The following is a 19,877-nucleotide window of genomic DNA, read 5'->3' as shown; positions in this document are numbered from 1 at the left end:
TTTATTATTGGGATAACGACGCGCGCGTGGCGGGGGTCCATGCCCCGTAATCGTTAATGGTTTGATAGCTCATGCTGCCCGCATGGCTGAAGGTTTCGGCCAGCGTCACGCTGCCTTTCGGGGGCACCATCACCGGCTGCACCGGCATACCGTCAATTTTCACGTTGATGGTGGTGAGGTAGTACGGCGTGGGGTTGCTGAGCGTGACTTTTCCGGCACGGTAGGCACCGGCCAGTTTTTTCCACGCCTCTCCCGGGGTCTCACTGAGTCCCTCCGGGCGATAAAAGACCTTGATGCGGTTAGCCGATGCAAACTGCAGCGTATTCCCGGCGCCGCTTTTCGCCTGCTGGGGGATGGCTTTGACCGTCATCCAGTAGAGCGTCTCCCGATCCTCTGGCAGGGCCTTACCGGTAAACATGATTTTCACCGCGCTTTCGCTGGCCGGTTTCATGACGTACAGCGGCGGCGTGATCGCGAAGTCGTTGGTGCGTTCGCCTTTCTCATTCTCCATCCAGGACTGGATGAGGAACGTGGCGTCGGGATGGGTGTTTCTCACCTGCATCATGGCCTGGCTGGTGGCGCTGGAGTAGACCAATCGCGTTGCGCCCAGCCCCACGCCGCCGGCATAGACGGCGGAGGAACATAACGCGCCCGCCAGGCAAATCCATGTGTTTACGCGCATAGTGTTACTCCTGAAAGATAAGACAGGCCCGGCTCGCAGACCGGGCCTGAAGATTACGAATAGGTCACTGTGTAGGTTGCGACGGCGCTGGCATCACCCGCGGTGGCGCCGCCCTTCGGCGAGTAATATTTCGCGCTGAAGTTCAGGGTGTTGGCACCCTTACGCAGAGGGATGGCCGAAGCGGGTTCACCCAGCTTCACCACGTTGCCCTGCTCGTCATAAAGGCGAATAGCCACGTTTTGCGCAGAGTTGGCGCTGCCGTTTGCCCCGACGGACAAGCTATTAACATCGGAAGTGTCCGGCGTGCCGGTGAAGGTGACAGCCACGGTTGTGGCGGCAATCGGGTTCTCATCCGTAGAGGCTGATGTATCGGCGATTTCGCAATCTTCCAGGGTGATGGCAAACGCTTTTGCCGTGCTGGCTTCGCTGCCGGCGGTCGCCAGCGTTGCGGTACGCACTTCACCCATATCCACGTCAATGTTGGCGCTTCCTGCGCTGATGGCGCAGGCGGAAGTCACCACTTTGCCGCTAAAGTTCACCGTGCCGCCGCTGGTGCCGGCAGCCAGGGCCGTGCCCGCTGGCAGTAATGCCGCAATAGCGATCGCGAGCAGCGTTTTATTATTGAATTGAGCTTTCATTGTCCTGATTCCATTATGGTGTTATGTCGAGATTTGCTCTGAAAGCAGCAGGTCTAACTGGTTAAAAAGACCAGCAAATCTGTCTTGTTCCTGAGCCCGAGTTTTCTTATCGCTGAGCTTTTTAACGCGCTGACACGACGGTAAGAAAGCTGCTCTGTTTCGGCGATGTAACGCATATCCAGACCCTTTCGCAGTTCCTTCAATACCCTCCATTCACCCGGCGTCAGCGATAACGCCGTGGGTTTTTTTATTGGGCGATAACGGCTATCGACCATTTTTAATACGCTGGCTCGCCAGTGATAAAGCGGGTCCTGCAGCGAGAGATAGGCGTCTATTTCACCGCGTATCCACAGCCAGGAATTTGCCGGTGCGGAATACATGCAAATAAGTACGTCGGGATAAAGGACTTTCATCTTCCTGATATATTTCAGGCAGTCATATCCCGCGTGATATTTCTCCATGCCGGATAAAAAAATCACGTCTACCGGTGCGGCCGCGAGTGTCGTTTCGATCTCCGCGTAATTATCGATCGATGCCGTAATCTGCATAGCCGGGACAATATTTTTTAATAACGCGGCGATCCCCTGGCGCGCAAAGTGATCTCCACCCAATAGCGCGATATTTAAATGACGTGTGTTGTTGAGCTTATTCGCCATGTCATTCCCTCGATTTATAATTGTAATGAGACTCGTCTGTCTGGCAGAACGATGCCTGTATTTTCGAAGCAATTAAGCATTGCACGGTGTGAGCCCACTATACTCAGGGCGTAAAAGAGGTAACCTGAATTAATCTTAATTTGTTTTAAGTACGGTTTAGGTGTAGCGTCAATTTCTCCTCGCTGAACCGGCTTTTGCTTATCTGCCTGTAAATAATCATACCGATAGTTTTTATTGAAAAGTTAGCTTTAATAAATGTTTTGTAAGGAAATAGTCTGGGGACGTCATGCGACGCGGGTTGTTACTGACGGTGACTAACAGTTCCGTGCCGAAATTGTTAATTAAGACGACAGGTTTCGAATGGGGCATAATTTCGAAACCCGCCGGGAACGCCCGTCCTCTCTCCTTTTTGTTAAAAAAACAAATTAAGGGTGCTGAATAATTCAGACAATGATGGCTAAACCGTTCAACGGGCGGATTTGTCGAGTTTTGTCAGTGTCAAGACGGCTTTAAATAGCGGTTAAGAAAACTTTAGACCCGTCAGATAAAGAGAAAGGAAAAATAAGAATTTTCGCCAGGCGCCAGGATATACAGTTGCGCATTTATCCGTCACATTAATCCTTACACAGGCGAGGGATACGCATGTTAACCGTGAAGGGAATCTACTGGAGCAACAGGCGTTGACCGGAGGTATTTAGCCCATTCTATGCATAAGCATTACATTATTAATGGCCTGGTAGAGTTTCATCCAGCGGCCAGCACATTACGCGATCTCAACAATCCTGACCGGGTGGTGGTATTAAATTCCCCGGCGGGGCGCTGTTTGTTGTTATTAATAGAAAGAGTCGGAAGTATTGTGACTCAACAGGAGTGCATGGATATTGTCTGGCAGCGCCGGGGGATGCTGGTTTCGCCTAATACCTACTACCAGAATATTTCTATTCTGCGTAAGGGGTTGAAGAAAGTGGGGTTTGAAACCGATCCGATTGTCACTATCCCGCGGATTGGACTGACGCTCGCAAGCGATACGCAAATCACCGTTAAAGAGACGCAGCCGCAGGCTGATGAGGAAGAACGTGCTGCTCCGGATGTCTGCGAAGAGACCGTCGCCCCGACCGACTCGACGCGCCGCTTCTGGCTGCCGGGCGCGCTGGTGCTATTGCTGATGCTGGCTGGCGTGAGCGTTATCAGCCATAACCTGCTGCATGACAGCTATTTCGTCGACGGGTACCGCTTCGCGATGAAGATGGGCGAATGCCAGCTCTATTTTTCTCGCGATATTGAAACGCAGCGCGACCGGGATAAAGCCCTGGCCTATGCCGCCCCGTTTAAGGACCAGTGCGCGAACTATCCCTGGGTGTACGTCAGCGGATACATCCTGCTGCCTCGCGCGTCGGTCATTCGCTGTGACAGACCGATGACGGAACCCAACCGCTGTATGTCCGATTATTTTATAGAGGATCGCTAGTATGGTTCGCTACCGTCAAACGCTTGTTGCGCTCTGCCTGTGCCTGTTGATGGGGGCTGTCGTGGCGGCGTATTACCTCTGGCATCGCCATTACATTCAGCCCTTTTCCTGTCAGGCGAACTTTATTCAGCATCACCGTGATGAGACGCTCTCTCTGTGGCTGAATTACACCGTGGAGGGTAACAGCGGAATACTCAGCATGAATGGCCGGTTGAAAAGCGATCCCACGAAGACCCTGAATCGCAAAGTTTTCTTTCAGATTGAGCGCAAAGACAGCGTCTATAATCTGACGTCCATACGCAATATGAAATTTCCGGACGACAACATCAGCGATAGCTGGCTGGAGAAGTACGAGCCCTTATTTTTTATCTATCCGAATAAGAATATTTATATGCGTATTAAGAAACAGCAGAATGAGAATTATTTATTTATTCTGGGGACGCTGCCGACCTATGTGTGCCACACGTCAAAAAACGGATAGCGACAGGGAGAAATGTTTTTAAGTTTTTGCGGGCATCATTTATGCTTGATTTAACAGCCAGGACCTATCTTAGGAAAATATAACAGCAACAATAATGTTGCGATAATGTAATTATTCTTCGGCAAGTTAATGAAAAATATAATTGATGATAGCGTCAGAATGACGCCTGCACGGAATAAATCCCTGCATATGGGTTTACTCCTGTGGCCCCATTTCTCGCTTTTCGCATATTCAGGATTAATAGAGGCGTTACGCATTGCATCCAGCGTCCAGAAGCGTAGCCAGAAAATACGCTTTAAACTCAGTCATATAAGCACTTATCCCGACTTACCGGTAGTGAGCAGCTCAGGGCTCAGCTTGCGGCCGGAGGCCGCCCATGCGCCGCCCGGCAACTTTGACTATATTGCGGCGATCGGCGGGGGTCTGGAGCATCTTCACCAGGGACACCGTGGCGACAGAGCGTTTCTCACGGATGCTTATCACAACAACGTTCCCCTGATAGGTATTGGTACCGGCAGCTTTATTCTGGCGGAGGAAGGCTTACTGAACGAGCGCCGCGCCTCGATTCATCCTCATCACCATGACGTTTTCACGCAACGCTTTCCGCAGGTTTATGCTGAGCAAGGCCTCGATTTTATCGACGAAGGCGATTTGCTGACCTGCCCGGGCGGGATCTCAACGATCACCCTTGTAACGGCGCTTATCCGAGCCCACGGGGGAGACGACATTGCGGCCACCACCTCCCGGCGGCTGTCCCTTCCTCCGCATGACGCCGCCACGCCGCGGCCCGCGAATATCGCCATGATCCCTGATTCACGGCTGCGCAGGGCGGTGACGATCGTCGAACAGTATCTGACTCACCCGCTGAACGCCGCCAGGCTCGCGCAGGACGTTAAGCTGAGCGAGCGCCAGCTTAACCGCCTGTTTCATGCCGAGTTTGGCAAAACGGCGCGGGAATTTATCCGCAGCGCCAGGCTGCGCTATGCCTGCTGGCTGCTGAAAAACTCTCAGCAAAGCGTTACGGATATTGCGCGGCGGATGCGGTTTAGCGACTGCGCCCACTTTATTCGTCATTTTCAGACCGAGTACGGCTGCACGCCGGGGGTATGGCGCACGTCGCAGAACTGATGCACCTATTTCGTGCTTTCTTCGTAGGGTATTACTGGCTCGCCTGGATAGACTTCCGTTAAAAGCCTAACGGAGGGAAGACGACATGAACTGGCAGCCTTTTCGCGGCGATGCACCGGAAAATATGACGATTTTCAGCGCGTCATTTCCCGACGTCAGCGACCAGTGGCCGATGAAAGACGACGCTGCCCGCGAGATCGCCTCCCTTGACCGCGCCCTGAAAGCCGAGCCAGCGCTCCGGCCCCCGAGGGTGGAATACGACGAAGGGGGGCAGGCCGTGCTGGTTCCCCAGAACCGCTATTCCGAACAGGCCTTCCGCAACCGCCCGGCGCTCACCGCGTGGCGCACCCGGCTGGTGCCCTCCGCGCTGGCGCTGTTTGTGGTGCAAAACCCGCTGGAAGATCGCCTGCCCGACGGCACGAAAATGGACAGCGACAGCCGCCAGTGGTTTATCCACGCTAACGATGCGATTGGCGTGCGCTCCCGCGCCAGAGTGCTGGCCGCGCTGGTGGATAAGTACATTCATAATGAAAGCGAGAACAACTGGGTCAGCCTGGCGAGCGGCGCCGCCATTCCGGTGCTGGAGGCGCTGCGCGAAGCAAAGCTCGACGGCCAGCGGGTGTATCTCACGCTGGTGGACAAAGACCCGGTGGCGCTCAGCTGGGCCGAAACCATGGCGGCGCAGGAAGGGATTGTAGTGGGGGAACAGCTGACCCTGCTCAGGCGCAACCTGCTCCATACGCTGGTGCGTAACGAAGACCTGCTGCTGGAGCTGGGCGAGCAGCAGGCCGAACTGGTCGACGCGCTGGGGATTTTCGAATACTTCAACGATACCGACGCGGTGATTTTTCTCCAGCGCGCGCTGCGGCTGGTCAAGCCCGGCGGGGCGGTGATTGTGTCAAACATGCTCACCAACAGCCCGCAAATTGATTTTGTGCTGCGGGGGATCGGCTGGGAGGATATTTACCCGAGGTCGTTACAGCAGCTGCAGGATATTCACCTCGCGGCGGGCGTGCCGGTGGAAAACGTCACCGTGGTGGTGCCGAAGGACGGCGTGTACGCGGTGATGGAGATTAGGGTTTAGCGCGAGCTGTGTGGGGGGACAAACCGCACAATCGGTTCCCTCTCCCTGAGGGAGAGGGCTAGGGTGAGGGGGAACAGGGCGCGCTGAGTTACTTGAATTAACGTTCTAAACCGCACATGATCCCCCCATGAAAATAGAAACCGCACTCCCCACACACTTCGAACGTCTGGTTGCGATCTGGGAATCTTCAGTCCGCGCCACTCACCACTTTTTACAGGAAAGCGATATTGCGGCGCTGCGCCCGTTATTGCTTAACGCCTATCTGCCTCACCTCAAGGTCGTGATCGCTCGCGATGAAGCAGGCGACATTCACGGCTTTTTAGGCGTGGATGAAAACCGCATTGAAATGCTGTTTGTTGACGACGCGAGCCGGGGGAAGGGCGTCGGGAAATTGCTGATGCAACACGCCATCGCGGCATTCGGCGCGAACGAGGTGGACGTGAATGAGCAGAACCCGCAGGGCGTCGCGTTTTATCGCCATATGGGGTTTGAGCAGGTCGGACGCTCGGAACTGGATGGGCAGGGGAATCCGTTTCCGTTGTTGCATATGCGGTTGGGTGAGTATAAATAATCAGTAGATAATTTAAAACGTTACTGTAATTTCTGAGGGATATAATTACACCCTTATCATTCATTAAAAAAATAATTGTATTAAGTTACGGTGATATTAATATAGCTCTCGCAAAAGGAGAGCGCAGATGAGCGATGGAATAAAAATTGGCGGAGTGCGACTGCTAACGCTCGGTGAAATTAACCTTGCCAAAACACTTTATGGTTTAAGTATTCGTTATAATGAAGTGTGGATTCATCGGGGAAGTTATTTGCCCTTCAATATGCAGAATTTCAGAACCGCAATGACGCCAAACGGTGAGATTTATTTTATGGAAGGTACGTATGAAAACGACTTTTCCATGTCCCATCAAAGAATGTCTCGTATCGTCGGAGCGCATCTTTTTCTGCATGAAATGATGCATGTTTGGCAGCATCAGCACGGTATGATGGTACGCCTTCGTGGAGCATTCTCTTGGGCTGTCGACTATTCCTACCATTTAGATAAACATCACTTGCTTGATTACGGTCTCGAGCAACAAGCCTCTATCGTCAGTGATTTCTGGCTGCTCAATACCTATGGATTTGATCCCCGCAGCAACCTGCATAAACTCATTGATTACGACCCATCGGAACCAAAACAGGATCTTCTCAGGCGTTATGAAGTTATTTTAGGAGACTTTCCACAGTGAAACTAAAAATTCTATTCATTCCGATTATCTCAATGTTGACCGGTTGTCCGGGTGAAAGCCTGAATATTCCTGAGCAGCGAATGATCATGATAAATGGCAATCATTTTTGTTTTAGTGTTGACGAAAAAGATATTTTGAATGGATATATAATTTCGTCTATGCAACACGGTGAATATAAAGAGTTTGCGGCCGAATTTCAAAGGCGTTCATATCCAGATAGTTGTATCGAGATTGCCTTGCCAGCTGGCTATGCCTATGAAATCTCTTATACCTTGAATGAGCGAAATTATTACTATCCATTTTTCAAGGATAATGACGGCAGAGTCATAAATTATCATTAGGAGGAAAGTCAATGTCATTACCCGCATACATGTTTCTTTATGATGAAAATGGAAACCCGATCAAAGGCAGCTGCAATGTTTCGGGCAGAGAAGGTGCGATTGAGATCCTTAACAGCAATTACCACATCCATCAGGTTTGCAGCGCCAGCACGGGCAATCTTATGGGTGCCAGAGAACATGGGGCATTCACTATCCATAAGCAGATCGACAAAACGTCGCCTTACTTTGCAGATGCTTTATGTCAAAGCAAAAGGCTACAGAAAGCGGTTATCCACTACTATGATGTGAACGAAGCAGGATTTGAATTCGAGGTGTACCGCATAACGCTGGATAGTATCGTGATTATGTCTGTCGATGCTGCCCATACCTGGGTTCCGGGGGCGCCTGGTCATAATATGATGGAAAGCATCGGGATTCGTTATCGCGGTATCGAGTGGTTTTATCTGGAAGGACACATTAAATATGAGGATCACTGGAATAAGGTGCCTCAGTGAGGCCGTAGTGAAGATTGGGTCCCTCTCCCTATAGGGAGGGGGCTAAATGATTTAGTTAGTGCATTGAACTTAATAATCGTAAAGAGCATTTATGTTCTTTTTGATAAAAGAATGTATAAGCCTACGATTGTAACAAAAATCCATATTAAATTCATTGCGGTTTTTTCTGGTAGCCATGTTACGGCAAACAAAGCAAAAATAATGACACATAGTAATGTGTACTAAGCCTCAAGAATGAAGAGAATTTGTTCTTTTAACCAGAGCTTGATACTATTCATTACAGTCCACTTTTAGTAGGGCCATCTCAAATGTTCTCATAATTTTTACTTCGTCTTTTTATATGATGCCTTGTTCAAAATAAAAATTATCCGTCGATATTGATCTCATTAAAAAGCTCAATGTGCGAAGTGAAATTAAAGTGTGACTGGCCTTGCAAAGCCTCCAACAATAAATGCGATAAAATATTAACAATTAGTGTGATGAATATTTTCTATCTATCAATAGATAGAACGAATGTGCTAAAACTTATTGAAAAATAAAAAGAGGCTTTCATGTAGAGAGACATCTCATATGTCGCCTCCCTCTTTTTGAAGATTAACCCAACTCACTGGTAGTATGCCAGAAACAGCCGCTAAGCCAGGTGGTTTGTATTTGATTTTGCGAGGCGCTTTCCAGGACGCGGAGTTTGGATCGCTGCAAGCGCGTCCTCTATCTCAATGAGCTTTGCCTTCGTCCGTTTATAATTATCCTGCAAACGCTGCTCCTGCTCGTTATACGCCACCAGAACGATGCATCCTTTCATGACTTTTATCGTGACCTGCTGTCCGGTATCAAAACCCGCGGCGCGCAGCCACTTGCCGGTAAGGATGATTTTCGGCGTGGATTTGTCGAAAACATTCGGGCGGTATCCCACAATTAACGAACGCTCGGTTCCGGATTGGTCGGTGTCTGGGGTAGAATGCGAATCAGCCATAATCAACTCCTTGATAGTTGGTGAGGTTAGACGCCCTTTAGTGCTCCAACACTGCAGGGCGTTGTTAGAATTCCGAATCCATGTGGTAGGTACCACATGAAGATAAATTAACCGAAGTGGTACCTACCATGCAAGAAAAAAAGAAACCAAATTTTGACCGCACCAAGAGCACGATGAAGAACATTCGGTTTGAGGACGAGCTTTTGGAACAGATTGAGAAGGCTGCGGGTAAAGGGAATTTTAGTAAGTGGGTGAAGGAAGCATGTAAAGCACGATTGGAAACATCTAATCTATTGAATTCGTGATAATTAATTTTTAATTTAAACAGCAACTGTGTTTTTGTACAGTATTTTATTGAAGTGTTACTTCTGATCCGATATTGTCTTACATTGAAGGGGTTAGTGCTCTTGTAGGACTGATATCACATTAATTGATAAATGCCTGAAAAAATCAATTTTGCTATCAATCAACGAGGTACGTCATGGAAGCAAATGTTTTTATAAAAATAGACTATAAAAAGGACAGACCAAACCCCAGCCAACTTTTTGAAGCTATGAGTTTGTATATTTCTGCGTATGAGCAGTTTGGACAAATTTTGGCTAAATCAATCGATGTAAAACAGGAGTTTAAATTCCATCTCGAAGATATACAAATCTCTTCCATCAAAGCCAAGTTGATTCAGTCTCCTAGCATAATACATGATTTCTTTATTAATAGAGTGGCTTCTGCAGGTTCAAAATTATTTGAGCAATTACTAGAAACTGATGAGACAGAGACTGAAGAACAAGTTGATCAATTAGCAGCTAATATTGAAGAAACATTAATTAATGATGGATTAGGGAATGAAATTGATTCACATATTGATAGGAAAGCACTTTCCCATATGTTAGGAACAGTCTCAAAAGCTAATAATCTCATACTTAAAGATGAGATAGTTGAATTTGGAAGTCCTTCTTATTCGCAAAACATTAATACAAAGTGGCGATTCGCGGGAGATCTTTCAACGATGTTTTTAGGTTTGAAGGAAACGATTATCGCAAAAGATTATTTATATGTAAAAATTGCAATAAACGAAGGTAAACAATTATGGACCTTTAAAAGCTCAAAAATGAATAAAACTTTTACTGCACGAATTCTAGTCAAGGATTGGATAAAGAATTATCAATCCGGTTTAATACCTCCTATTGGACCAAAAGACACTTTATTAGCAGAGTTTAGTTATGATCTTTATAAACCTTATGATAAACGAAAAACCGCAGAAGTAAGAAATGTGAAGATTATAAGCATCGAGGATATCGTTAGGGGAGGGAGTGATGAACAATTCGAAATACCAGCTTAGTGCGTTACAGAAAAAGGGTTACGTATCAGATCTTAAAGCTGAGTATTTGTATATTTGTGTGCCTTTTTTAATTCTTATTTTAGTTAAGGTATATTTTGGACCTTTGCGTGATATAATATACTCCTCTGACTGGAGCCTTGCTGCTTCAATAATTCTTGGACAAAATGCAGCGAAAATTTCAAGATCTATTTCACAAATTAAACAAAAAGTTAATGATAGTAACTTTAGTTGGTATAGCGCCAAAAGATTTATTTTTGTGATTGTAGCATTATTTTTTTATTTTGGAATGATCTTCAAACCAAACGTTTATATTGCGTGTTCTCAGATTTTGATCTTCTTACTTGCCAGTTGGTTACATTTTTCAGATGGATATACAATAAAAATGTTAGAGAGAAAAGTAAAAAATGAAGGGACAAAGTAGAGTGATTTTGGCGGAAGATCACAGGAGTCGAACCTGCCCGGGAACGCTGGCGTCCCCAACTGGATTTGAAGTCCAGCCACCTCACCGGAGATGACGATCTTCCGCGCCTGCATTGCTACATGGAGGCGGGGCGCATTATAGCTACTTTCAGGCATTTACCACATCCCCCCGCACACTTTTTTCACCTCTCTTTTGACCTGTACCCCCCTGTTTCAGCTAATTCTTAAGAAAATCCTCAGGTTAGCCTTTCGTGCTCACCAGTATTTACCGCGATCACAAAAAACAAGAAACGTAATCTGCTAACCAGAAAACGCAATACCCGCTCCTGAAACAATGGTTTAAAACTCTGTAACCGGTCTCAGCGCCCCCTACAGCGTGAAGGATAAAAAAGATGAGCGAAATATTGTCAGTAAAAGAGAAGATCGGCTACGGCATGGGAGACGCCGCCAGCCACATCATTTTTGATAACGTCATGTTGTACATGATGTTTTTCTACACCGATATTTTCGGCATTCCCGCCGGGTTTGTCGGCACCATGTTCCTGCTGGCGCGCGCGCTGGATGCGATCTCCGACCCGTGCATGGGGCTGATTGCCGACCGCACCCGCAGCCGCTGGGGCAAGTTTCGTCCGTGGATTTTGTTCGGCGCCATCCCGTTCGGCATCGTCTGCGTGCTGGCCTACACCACCCCGGACCTCAGCCTCAACGGCAAAATGGTTTACGCCGCCGTTACCTACACCCTGCTGACCCTGCTCTATACCGTGGTGAACATTCCCTACTGCGCGCTCGGCGGCGTGATCACCAGTGACCCGACGCAGCGTATCTCCCTTCAGTCCTGGCGCTTCGTGCTGGCGACCGCGGGCGGCATGCTCTCCACGGTGCTGATGATGCCGCTGGTGAACCTGATTGGCGGCGACGATAAGGCGCTCGGCTTCCAGGGCGGGATCGCCGTGCTGTCGGTGGTCGCGTTCCTGATGCTGGCGTTCTGCTTCTTTACCACCAAAGAGCGCATCCAGGTTCCGCCGAGCACCACTTCCATGCGGGAAGACCTGCGCGACATCTGGCACAACGATCAGTGGCGCATCGTCGGCGTGCTCACCATCCTCAACATCCTCGCCGTCTGCGTGCGCGGCGGCGCGATGATGTACTACTGCACCTGGATCATGGGCTCGCCGGAGGTGTTCGTCGCCTTCCTCACCACTTACTGCGTCGGCAACCTGATCGGCTCCGCGCTGGCGAAACCCCTCACCGACTGGAAGTGCAAGGTCAGCATCTTCTGGTGGACCAACGCCGCGCTGGCGGTGGTCAGCGCGGCGATGTTCTTCGTGCCGATGCACGCCACCGTGCTGATGTTCGCCTTTATCTTCGTCATTGGCGTATTGCACCAGCTGGTGACGCCGATTCAGTGGGTGATGATGTCCGATACCGTCGACTACGGCGAATGGACTAACGGCAAACGCCTGACCGGCATCAGCTTTGCGGGCACGCTGTTCGTGCTGAAGCTCGGCCTGGCGCTGGGCGGAGCGATGATCGGCTGGATGCTGGCAGGCGGCGGCTACGACGCGGCAGCCAAAACTCAGAACAGCGCGACCATCAGCATCATTATCGGCCTGTTTACCCTGGCCCCGGCGGTCTGCTACGTGCTGAGCGCCATCATCGCTAAACGCTACTACACGCTGAAAACCCCCTTCCTGACCAAAATCCTGGGCGAGCTGGCGCAGGGCGCGCGCCGCAATCAGCAGGAATTTGAAAACCTGCCGGTCAGCAAAGAATTACAGAACTAAGAGGACGAGAGTATGAAAATCAGTGATGGAAACTGGCTTATTCAACCGGGCCTGAACGTGACGTATCCGGCACAGGTGTTCGACGTGGAGCAGCAGGGCAACGATCTGGTGGTGTTTGTTGCGCCGCGCGACGTGCGCGAGCGTACCTGGCAGCTCGACACGTTGATGTTCACGGTGCGCCTGTTTGCCCCGCAGGAAGGGATTGTCGGGGTGCGCATCGAGCACTTCCAGGGCGCGCTGAATAACGGCCCGCACTATCCGCTGAACGTTCTGAAAGACGTGAAGGTAGAGATTGAAAACAACGCGGAGTTTGCCGAGCTGAAAAGCGGCAACGTCAGCGTGCGCGTCACCAAAGGCGAGTACTGGGCGCTGGATTTCCTGCGCGACGGGCAGCGCATCACCGGCAGTCAGCTGAAAAACAACGGCTACGTGCAGGATACCAACGCCGACCGCAATTACGTATTCGAACGTCTGGATCTGGGCGTGGGGGAAACGGTCTACGGTCTGGGCGAGCGCTTTACCGCCCTGGTGCGCAACGGCCAGACGGTCGAAACCTGGAACCGCGACGGCGGCACCAGCACCGAGCAGTCCTACAAAAATATCCCGTTTTACCTGACCAACCGCGGCTACGGCGTGCTGGTGAATCATCCGGAAAACGTCTCGTTTGAAGTCGGCTCCGAGAAGGTCTCCAAAGTGCAGTTCAGCGTGGAAGGAGAATATCTCGAGTACTTTGTGATCGACGGCCCGACGCCGAAAGAGGTGCTGAACCGCTATACCCGCTTCACCGGCCGCCCGGCGCTGCCGCCTGCGTGGTCGTTCGGCCTGTGGCTGACCACCTCGTTCACCACCAACTATGACGAAGCGACGGTAAACAGCTTTATCGACGGCATGGCCGAGCGCGACCTTCCGCTGCACGTCTTCCACTTCGACTGCTTCTGGATGAAGGCCTTCCAGTGGTGCGATTTCGAGTGGGACCCGGTGACCTTCCCGGACCCGGAAGGGATGATCCGCCGCCTGAAAGAGAAAGGGCTGAAGGTCTGCGTGTGGATCAACCCGTACATCGGCCAGAAATCCCCGATCTTCCGGGAGCTGAAAGAGAAGGGCTACCTGCTCAAGCGCCCGGACGGCTCCCTGTGGCAGTGGGACAAATGGCAGCCGGGGCTGGCGATTTATGACTTCACTAATCCGGACGCGTGCCGGTGGTATGCCGACAAGCTGAAAGGCCTGGTGGAGATCGGCGTCGACTGCTTCAAGACCGACTTCGGCGAGCGTATCCCGACCGACGTGCAGTGGTTCGACGGTTCCGATCCGCAGAAAATGCACAACCACTACGCCTACATCTATAACGAGCTGGTGTGGAACGTGCTGAAAGAGACGGTGGGGGAGGAAGAGGCGGTGCTGTTTGCCCGTTCGGCGTCCGTGGGTGCGCAGCAGTTCCCGGTGCACTGGGGCGGCGACTGCTACGCCAACTATGAATCGATGGCCGAAAGCCTGCGCGGCGGGCTGTCGATTGGCCTGTCCGGCTTCGGGTTCTGGAGCCACGATATCGGCGGGTTCGAAAACACCGCTCCGGCGCATGTCTATAAACGCTGGTGCGCGTTCGGGCTGTTCTCCAGCCACAGCCGCCTGCACGGCAGTAAATCCTACCGCGTGCCGTGGGCGTACGATGACGAGTCCTGCGACGTGGTGCGCCACTTCACCCAGCTGAAGTGTCAGCTGATGCCGTATCTGTATCGTCAGGCGGCGCTGGCGCGCGAGTTCGGCACGCCGATGCTGCGCGCGATGATGCTGGAGTTCCCGGACGATCCGGCGTGCGATTACCTCGACCGCCAGTACATGCTGGGGGATGCGGTGATGGTCGCGCCGGTGTTCTCCGAGGCGGGCGACGTGCAGTTCTATCTGCCGGAAGGCCGCTGGACGCACCTGTGGCACAACGACGAAATTCAGGGCAGCCGCTGGCATAAGCAGCAGCACGATTTCATGAGCCTGCCGGTCTACGTGCGCGACAACACGCTGCTGGCGCTGGGTAACAATAACCAGAAGCCGGACTACGCGTGGAACGCGGGGACGGCCTTCCAGCTGTTTAACCTGGACGACGGCGCAACGGCGGTGAGCGAAGTGCCTGCGGCGGACGGGTCCGTGGCGTTTACGCTGAAGGCGTCACGTCGGGGCGACATCGTGACCTTTACCGGCGCGGGGGACGCGCAAAACTGGTCGGTGTGCTTGCGCAACGTGCAGAAGGTGAGCGGCGTGAAGGGCGGTTCACACTCTGGCAGCGAGTGGGGCGTGGTGGTGAAAGCGGAGGGGAATGAGGTGGTGGTTCACCTTTAATTCCCCTCACCCTAACCCTCTCCCCAAAGGGGCGAGGGAAGGGTTTGCTCCCTCTCCCTTTCAGGGAGAGGGCTGGGGTGAGGGTGGTGTTGAAACCACTCCGCCTGTCATCGTCTGCTGCACCTGCTGTTTATCCATATTCACTGCGTTCAGCTTGCCGTTCACCGTTGGCTTCAGCGGGGCATTTGCCTGCACGCTGCCGCTGGCGGTGAGCTGAATATTGCCGTCGCCCGTAATCGGCAATGCAGGCCAGCCCCACTGCTGCAGCACGTTGAGCGGCACGCCGCGCCCGTTCAGGCTCACAGCGGTCTGCCGCTGCGGCTGCTGTGAAACCGTCGCTGTGGCTTCCAGAATACCTTTCTCGGTAAAGGCGCTCAGGTCGGTAATGTTCACCGTGGCGGCGTTGGCATTCAGCGCCAGCGACGGACGACGCACGTCGACGCGGTTAAAGGTCGCCGCCGCGCCGTTCAGGGTCGCGCTGCCGCCCCAGATGCCCCACTGGCGATCTTTCACCAGCTGCAGGTTTGCGCCGTAGCCGTCCAGAGAGGTGATCTGCCATGGGAAGGCGGAATCGATGTCGATCACCAGGTTGCGGCTCAGGCCGAATTTTTGCAGCGTGACGCTGTTCAGCCATTCCGGCATAGGCTCCATCCACAGCGTTTTCCAGTTCTGCGGCAGGGTGTACTCCAGCCCGGCGATGGCAACATCGTCAAGCACCAGCGCTTTACCATCGCGCAGCCAGTTACCGGACGTGCGCACCATGCCGCCTTCCCAGCGGGAGGTGAACTGACGCAGCGCCATGCCCTGCGGGGAAAACTCCGCATTCAGGATAGGGTCGAAAAGATGCAGCGAGCCGTAGATAAACTCGCTGGCGTTCATGGACAGGCGGCCCTCCTGGCTCTGCCAGTCGCCTTTGCTGAGAGTCAGGTTGCGCAGGCTTAAGTCGAGATCGGTCACCGCCCAGTCCGGGCCCTGAAGCCGGGCGTCGGTTACGTCCAGACGACCAATCTGCAGAGAGGGGATGGTGGCCAGCGGCGCGAAGAACGCCATCAGCGTTTTATCGCTCTGCAGGCGGATCTCATTCAGGCGCATGGTGTCGATGATCCAGCTCCCATCGGCGTTGCGCAGGGCGGAGCCGGTGAGTGAGCCACGGGCCATATCGGCGCCAATCGTTTTCAGCACCACTTCCTTGCCGTTAAGCTGGCCCTCGATCAGCACGTTGGTGGCCGGCACGCCGTTCAGGGTCAACGAGCCTGCGCTCATCTGGATCTGCGCGTTGTTCCCCAGCACGTTGCCCGCTTCCGGCTGCCACGGGCTAACGCCGCCCGTGACCTTCTGCGCGCTCAGGTCCCATTCAGTATTCGGGCTGTTAAAGGCCATGTTGTTCAGCTGCAGGCGATCCGCCTGGAAGGGCAGCGGTGCCGTCTGGGGCGAGAGATTCAGCGTGCCGTCGAACAGGGTGATAGTGTCCATATGCAGCGGATCGGTTATCTGGCGGCTGCTCAGGCCGATATTGACTTTTTTGGCAACCAGCGTGGCGGGTTTACCGTCCCGACCGAAGGTGACGTTTTCCAGAATGATGTGGGAAGGCGACGAAAAGCGGTGATTCATCTTGTCGAAACTGAGTTCGTAGTCGGTATTCACCGTCACCCAGCTGCTGACCTGAGACGCGCCCCAGCGGGTCTGGAGCAGAATGTAGAACGCCAGCAGCACAATGAGCAGGGCTACCAGAAGATAGATGAGGAGCTTTCCAATAAATTTCATGGTCTTCCATCCCGCAAAACGCACATAAGGGAGTTATGCACGATTTATGCGCAATCCTCAAGGCGGGAATGGTGTAATTAGATGTCACGGCAGGCATTGACTGCCTGCCGTGAGAGAAATCAATTTTTCTCAGGCGGGAAAACGAGGTTCAGAACGATAGCGGTGATACCGCCCGCGGCAATGCCGGAAGAGAGCAGGTTTTTCACCCAGTCAGGCGCAAACTGCAGGATCAGCGGCTGCTGGGAAACACCCAGACCAACGGCCAGCGACAGCGCGATAATCATGATCGCGCGGCGGTTCAGAGGCTCGCGGGAGACGATACGCACGCCAGAGGCCGCGATAGTGCCGAACATCACCAGCGTTGCGCCGCCCAGCACCGGCTCAGGAATGTGCTGCACAAAGCCGCTTACCGCCGGGAACAGGCCGAGGACGATCAGCATCAGCGCCACCACAAAACCGACGTAGCGGCTGGCAACGCCGGTCAGCTGGATCACGCCGTTGTTCTGACCGAAGCAGGAGTTCGGGAAGGTGTTGAATACCGCAGAGACAAACGAGTTCAGACCGTTCGCCAGCACGCCGCCTTTCAGGCGCTTCATGTACAGCGGGCCGGACACCGGCTGCTCGGAGACGTCCGAGGTAGCGGTGATATCACCGATGGTCTCCAGAGAGGTGATCATAAAGACCAGCATCAGCGGCAGGAGCAGGCCCCAGTCAATGCCCAGTCCGTAGTACAGCGGCGTAGGAACGACAATCAGCGCGCTGCTGGTCGGCGCGGTGTTCTCCGGCAGCATGCCCAGCGCCCACGCCAGCAGGTAGCCCGCCGCCATGGCGATCACCAGCGAGGCGACGCGCAGGTAAGGGTTACGCTGACGGTTAAGCAGAATAATGATCGCCAGCACGACACCCGCCAGCAGCAGGTTTTTCGGCGCGCCGAAGGTGTTGTCGCTCATTGCGGCATAGCCGCCGCCGATGGACGTCAGGCCCACCTGGATCAGCGACAGGCCGATAATCATCACGACCACGCCCGAAACCAGCGGGGTGATGACGCGGCGAGCCAGATGTAGAACGCGGGAGATGACCATCTCCGTGCAGCTGGCCAGCATCAGGGTGCCGAACAGCGCCGCCATCATGGTTGGGACATCCGCACCGCCGGTTTTCAGCGCCGTACCGCCCATGATCAGCGGTGCCACGAAGTTAAAGCTGGTGCCCTGAATCGACAATAATCCCGACCCCACCGGACCCCACGCTTTAATTTGAATGATAGAGGCGACGCCGGAGGCAAAAAGAGACATGCTGATAATGTGCTGCGTGTCCTGCGCCGGCAAACCGAGCGCCTGGCAAATCAGCAGCGCCGGGGTGATCACCGCAACAAACATTGCCAGAAGATGCTGGCAGGCGGCGAAAAGCGTTTGCGGCAGCGGTGGGCGGTCTTCAAGGCGGTAAATCAGTTCGCTATTTTGCTTCTGCGCAATCGGTTGCGCATCTTGTGACTCTACTGCATTAACGGACATCAGCGATCATTCCATTAAGGTGGGGTGGAAAGGCGCTAATTTTATCGGACTGTTTGGTAAAAGCAAACGTTTGCCAGCGTAACATGCATAAAAAAATGTGATGGTTTTACAGCGGGAAGAAAGCAGAGACTGCAAGCAAAAGCTAAAATGCGCAGATTGCCGTTTACTGAATCAGGATAAACAATAAACGGCCATATTAACATCAGGCTGGCATGCTATAACGCCATGGTTGCCTGCTTAGCGAGGATTAGAGGCGCTCAAACTGGATCGTCAACGCGCTTTGCACTTTGCCTGCTGTGACTTCTTTGCCGTTTAACTTAACCATCTGCAACACGATTGTGTTGCCCCAGGATTTAGCGGTTAACACGTCCTGGTTGATCCGTAACGGCTGGAATTTGTTGTTGCCACTGTCACCCACAAATACGCCAACGCCGATGCCTTTTGCCGCGCCAGGCGTCACATCGTTATTGGCAAGCACGGTTCCTTCCGCATCGTCAGCCGTGCCGACAAATTTGTAGGCGAGTTTGCCTTCATCAGCGAGCGTTTTACATTTGTTAGTATAGGAATTGCCGCCAATGGTAATCTGAATGTTAGCGCCGCCAGTGGCGTTGTCATTCTGATTAATTAATCCTTCCGTCTTGCCATTAAGCTGAACGTAGTCCGTATTTAAATAGAGCGAACAGGAGAAAGTGTCATTTTGCGTAACTTGTCCCGTTATGGCCAATGTCGCGGAGACATCTTCCGCCTGTACTGCACAATGAAACAAACCCGCCAGGATTAACGCTGACATATTCATAGAAATAATGCGTTTATTCATAATTGACTCCTTGTGTAATAACTTATCCGTTTAACTCGTCTGCGCCAAATGTAGAGGCGAACAATCTCAACGGTGACATCACTGGGAACTTTTCCTGTTGTCATCGTTTGGTTTTTTAATTTCATCATCTGTAAGCCGAATATACCTCCATTATTTCTATCCATGAATGTCATCACCCGGGTATTCACGCTAATAGGCTGTTTAGCCTGGATCCAGTTGCCAGAATCATCAGTAATACTTAAGGCGATAGGTTCAATAAACGTGGCGTTTTAACTGCCCAACTTGATGCGGTAGCGAACAATACTGTTTTAGCGGCGATACGAGATGTTTTTTCATACTATGCCCTTGTAATTTTTAGTATTAATACGCTTCCGCCTTTTTATCTGTTGTTATCCCAGATAAAACCTGTGGAGGTTAGAAAGCGTACCTGTAGCCTAAATGCTATTATTTTTAATAAAGACCTAACATTGTTAAAATATAAAAATTAAATATGATCAAATAAAAAGTATAATAATTATGTATGAATTAAAAGTAATGGCACAATACTAACATGATAAGGTCGATGTTGTAATTAGAAAATTAAAAAGCTGGACATTAATGGAATAGTGAAGGTGACAGGCATTAATTAATACTATCGACCCCCGTTTTAACACCGACAAAAAATTAAGCGTTGGAATACTTTTCTGTCTCCGGCATCCAACGTTCAATCAATGCTGCCGCCTGTT

20 protein-coding genes and 1 tRNA gene are annotated in these 19,877 nt (G+C 52.0%); 13 read left to right on the top strand and 8 right to left on the bottom strand.

Features of this window, described 5'->3' with window-relative positions:
* Window positions 1-4 precede the first annotated feature (4 nt).
* The 3 genes from DEO48_RS18205 to DEO48_RS18195 are packed head-to-tail and all read right to left on the bottom strand — an operon-like array spanning window position 5 to window position 1,976.
* Complete coding sequence (locus tag DEO48_RS18205) at window positions 5-682, bottom strand: molecular chaperone (protein ID WP_109845913.1); 678 nt, start codon at window positions 680-682, stop codon at window positions 5-7.
* A gap of 53 nt (window positions 683-735) precedes the next feature.
* Entirely contained in the window at window positions 736-1,320 is a 585-nt protein-coding gene (locus DEO48_RS18200; protein ID WP_023309862.1) for a fimbrial protein, read from the bottom strand.
* A 53-nt stretch (window positions 1,321-1,373) separates the two neighbouring features.
* Window positions 1,374-1,976: a LuxR C-terminal-related transcriptional regulator gene (locus tag DEO48_RS18195; protein ID WP_109845912.1), complete on the bottom strand. Its 603-nt coding sequence runs from the start codon at window positions 1,974-1,976 to the stop codon at window positions 1,374-1,376.
* A 706-nt stretch (window positions 1,977-2,682) separates the two neighbouring features.
* Between DEO48_RS18195 and DEO48_RS18190 the strand changes: the two genes are divergently transcribed.
* The 8 genes from DEO48_RS18190 to DEO48_RS18155 all read left to right on the top strand — a co-directional run bounded on the left by DEO48_RS18190 (window position 2,683) and on the right by DEO48_RS18155 (window position 8,213).
* The gene (locus DEO48_RS18190; protein WP_088544610.1) at window positions 2,683-3,444 is read left to right on the top strand and encodes a winged helix-turn-helix domain-containing protein; all 762 of its coding nucleotides are present in this window, start codon (window positions 2,683-2,685) and stop codon (window positions 3,442-3,444) included.
* A gap of 1 nt (window position 3,445) precedes the next feature.
* Entirely contained in the window at window positions 3,446-3,925 is a 480-nt protein-coding gene (locus tag DEO48_RS18185; protein WP_023309865.1) for a hypothetical protein, read from the top strand.
* Between the two features lie 189 nt (window positions 3,926-4,114).
* A complete protein-coding gene (locus DEO48_RS18180) occupies window positions 4,115-5,053 on the top strand; it encodes a GlxA family transcriptional regulator (protein WP_109845911.1) in 939 nt (312 codons plus the stop codon).
* A gap of 85 nt (window positions 5,054-5,138) precedes the next feature.
* A complete protein-coding gene (locus DEO48_RS18175; RefSeq protein WP_109845910.1) occupies window positions 5,139-6,137 on the top strand; it encodes a class I SAM-dependent methyltransferase in 999 nt (332 codons plus the stop codon).
* 127 nt (window positions 6,138-6,264) lie between these two features.
* Window positions 6,265-6,708 (top strand): acetyltransferase, encoded by a 444-nt coding sequence (locus DEO48_RS18170; RefSeq protein ID WP_109845909.1) that lies wholly within the window; start codon window positions 6,265-6,267, stop codon window positions 6,706-6,708.
* 127 nt (window positions 6,709-6,835) lie between these two features.
* Window positions 6,836-7,378: a type IV secretion protein Rhs gene (locus tag DEO48_RS18165; protein ID WP_109845908.1), complete on the top strand. Its 543-nt coding sequence runs from the start codon at window positions 6,836-6,838 to the stop codon at window positions 7,376-7,378.
* On the top strand, window positions 7,375-7,719 hold the full coding sequence (locus tag DEO48_RS18160) for a putative T6SS immunity periplasmic lipoprotein (RefSeq protein WP_258306118.1): 345 nt from the start codon (window positions 7,375-7,377) through the stop codon (window positions 7,717-7,719). The genes DEO48_RS18165 and DEO48_RS18160 overlap by 4 nt, the downstream gene beginning before the upstream one ends.
* Before the next feature lie 11 nt (window positions 7,720-7,730).
* Window positions 7,731-8,213 carry a type VI secretion system tube protein TssD gene (locus DEO48_RS18155; RefSeq protein WP_109845907.1) on the top strand — a complete coding sequence of 161 codons (483 nt, stop codon included), beginning with the start codon at window positions 7,731-7,733 and terminating at the stop codon, window positions 8,211-8,213.
* Between the two features lie 631 nt (window positions 8,214-8,844).
* On the opposite strand, the gene DEO48_RS18150 is transcribed toward DEO48_RS18155, so the two are convergent.
* Window positions 8,845-9,186: a SymE family type I addiction module toxin gene (locus tag DEO48_RS18150; RefSeq protein WP_109845906.1), complete on the bottom strand. Its 342-nt coding sequence runs from the start codon at window positions 9,184-9,186 to the stop codon at window positions 8,845-8,847.
* Between the two features lie 128 nt (window positions 9,187-9,314).
* Here DEO48_RS18150 and DEO48_RS18145 point away from each other — a divergent pair, with 128 nt between their 5' ends.
* The 3 genes from DEO48_RS18145 to DEO48_RS26570 all read left to right on the top strand — a co-directional run bounded on the left by DEO48_RS18145 (window position 9,315) and on the right by DEO48_RS26570 (window position 10,946).
* Window positions 9,315-9,491 (top strand): YlcI/YnfO family protein, encoded by a 177-nt coding sequence (locus tag DEO48_RS18145; protein WP_109845905.1) that lies wholly within the window; start codon window positions 9,315-9,317, stop codon window positions 9,489-9,491.
* A gap of 176 nt (window positions 9,492-9,667) precedes the next feature.
* Window positions 9,668-10,525 (top strand): hypothetical protein, encoded by an 858-nt coding sequence (locus DEO48_RS18140; protein WP_109845904.1) that lies wholly within the window; start codon window positions 9,668-9,670, stop codon window positions 10,523-10,525.
* On the top strand, window positions 10,500-10,946 hold the full coding sequence (locus DEO48_RS26570) for a hypothetical protein (RefSeq protein ID WP_146198300.1): 447 nt from the start codon (window positions 10,500-10,502) through the stop codon (window positions 10,944-10,946). Before DEO48_RS18140 ends, DEO48_RS26570 begins: the two co-directional genes overlap by 26 nt.
* Before the next feature lie 8 nt (window positions 10,947-10,954).
* Here DEO48_RS26570 and DEO48_RS18135 read toward each other — a convergent pair.
* Window positions 10,955-11,049: transfer RNA gene (locus DEO48_RS18135), tRNA-Sec, on the bottom strand.
* Window positions 11,050-11,337: 288 nt separating this feature from the next.
* On the opposite strand from DEO48_RS18135, the gene DEO48_RS18130 reads away from it, so the two are divergent.
* Together DEO48_RS18130 and yicI are read left to right on the top strand one after the other, a co-directional pair.
* Window positions 11,338-12,729: a glycoside-pentoside-hexuronide family transporter gene (locus DEO48_RS18130; RefSeq protein ID WP_109845903.1), complete on the top strand. Its 1,392-nt coding sequence runs from the start codon at window positions 11,338-11,340 to the stop codon at window positions 12,727-12,729.
* 12 nt (window positions 12,730-12,741) lie between these two features.
* Window positions 12,742-15,060, top strand: coding sequence for an alpha-xylosidase (gene yicI, locus DEO48_RS18125; RefSeq protein ID WP_109845902.1), 2,319 nt, complete (start codon window positions 12,742-12,744; stop codon window positions 15,058-15,060).
* A 60-nt stretch (window positions 15,061-15,120) separates the two neighbouring features.
* Here yicI and DEO48_RS18120 read toward each other — a convergent pair whose 3' ends face one another.
* The 3 genes from DEO48_RS18120 to DEO48_RS18110 form a co-directional block, all read right to left on the bottom strand.
* Entirely contained in the window at window positions 15,121-16,824 is a 1,704-nt protein-coding gene (locus DEO48_RS18120; protein WP_109845901.1) for an AsmA family protein, read from the bottom strand.
* Window positions 16,825-16,943: 119 nt separating this feature from the next.
* Window positions 16,944-18,335, bottom strand: a complete 1,392-nt coding sequence (xanP, locus tag DEO48_RS18115) for a xanthine/proton symporter XanP (protein ID WP_109845900.1) — start codon at window positions 18,333-18,335, stop codon at window positions 16,944-16,946.
* 247 nt (window positions 18,336-18,582) lie between these two features.
* On the bottom strand, window positions 18,583-19,152 hold the full coding sequence (locus tag DEO48_RS18110) for a fimbrial protein (RefSeq protein ID WP_109845899.1): 570 nt from the start codon (window positions 19,150-19,152) through the stop codon (window positions 18,583-18,585).
* Window positions 19,153-19,877: the final 725 nt, after the last annotated feature.

The sequence above is a fragment of the Enterobacter sp. CGMCC 5087 genome, from assembly GCF_003144775.1.
GTDB lineage: Bacteria > Pseudomonadota > Gammaproteobacteria > Enterobacterales > Enterobacteriaceae > Enterobacter > Enterobacter cloacae_M.
The sequence above is the reverse complement of the archived record's forward strand: the minus strand, read 5'-3'. Positions and strand labels throughout refer to the sequence as shown.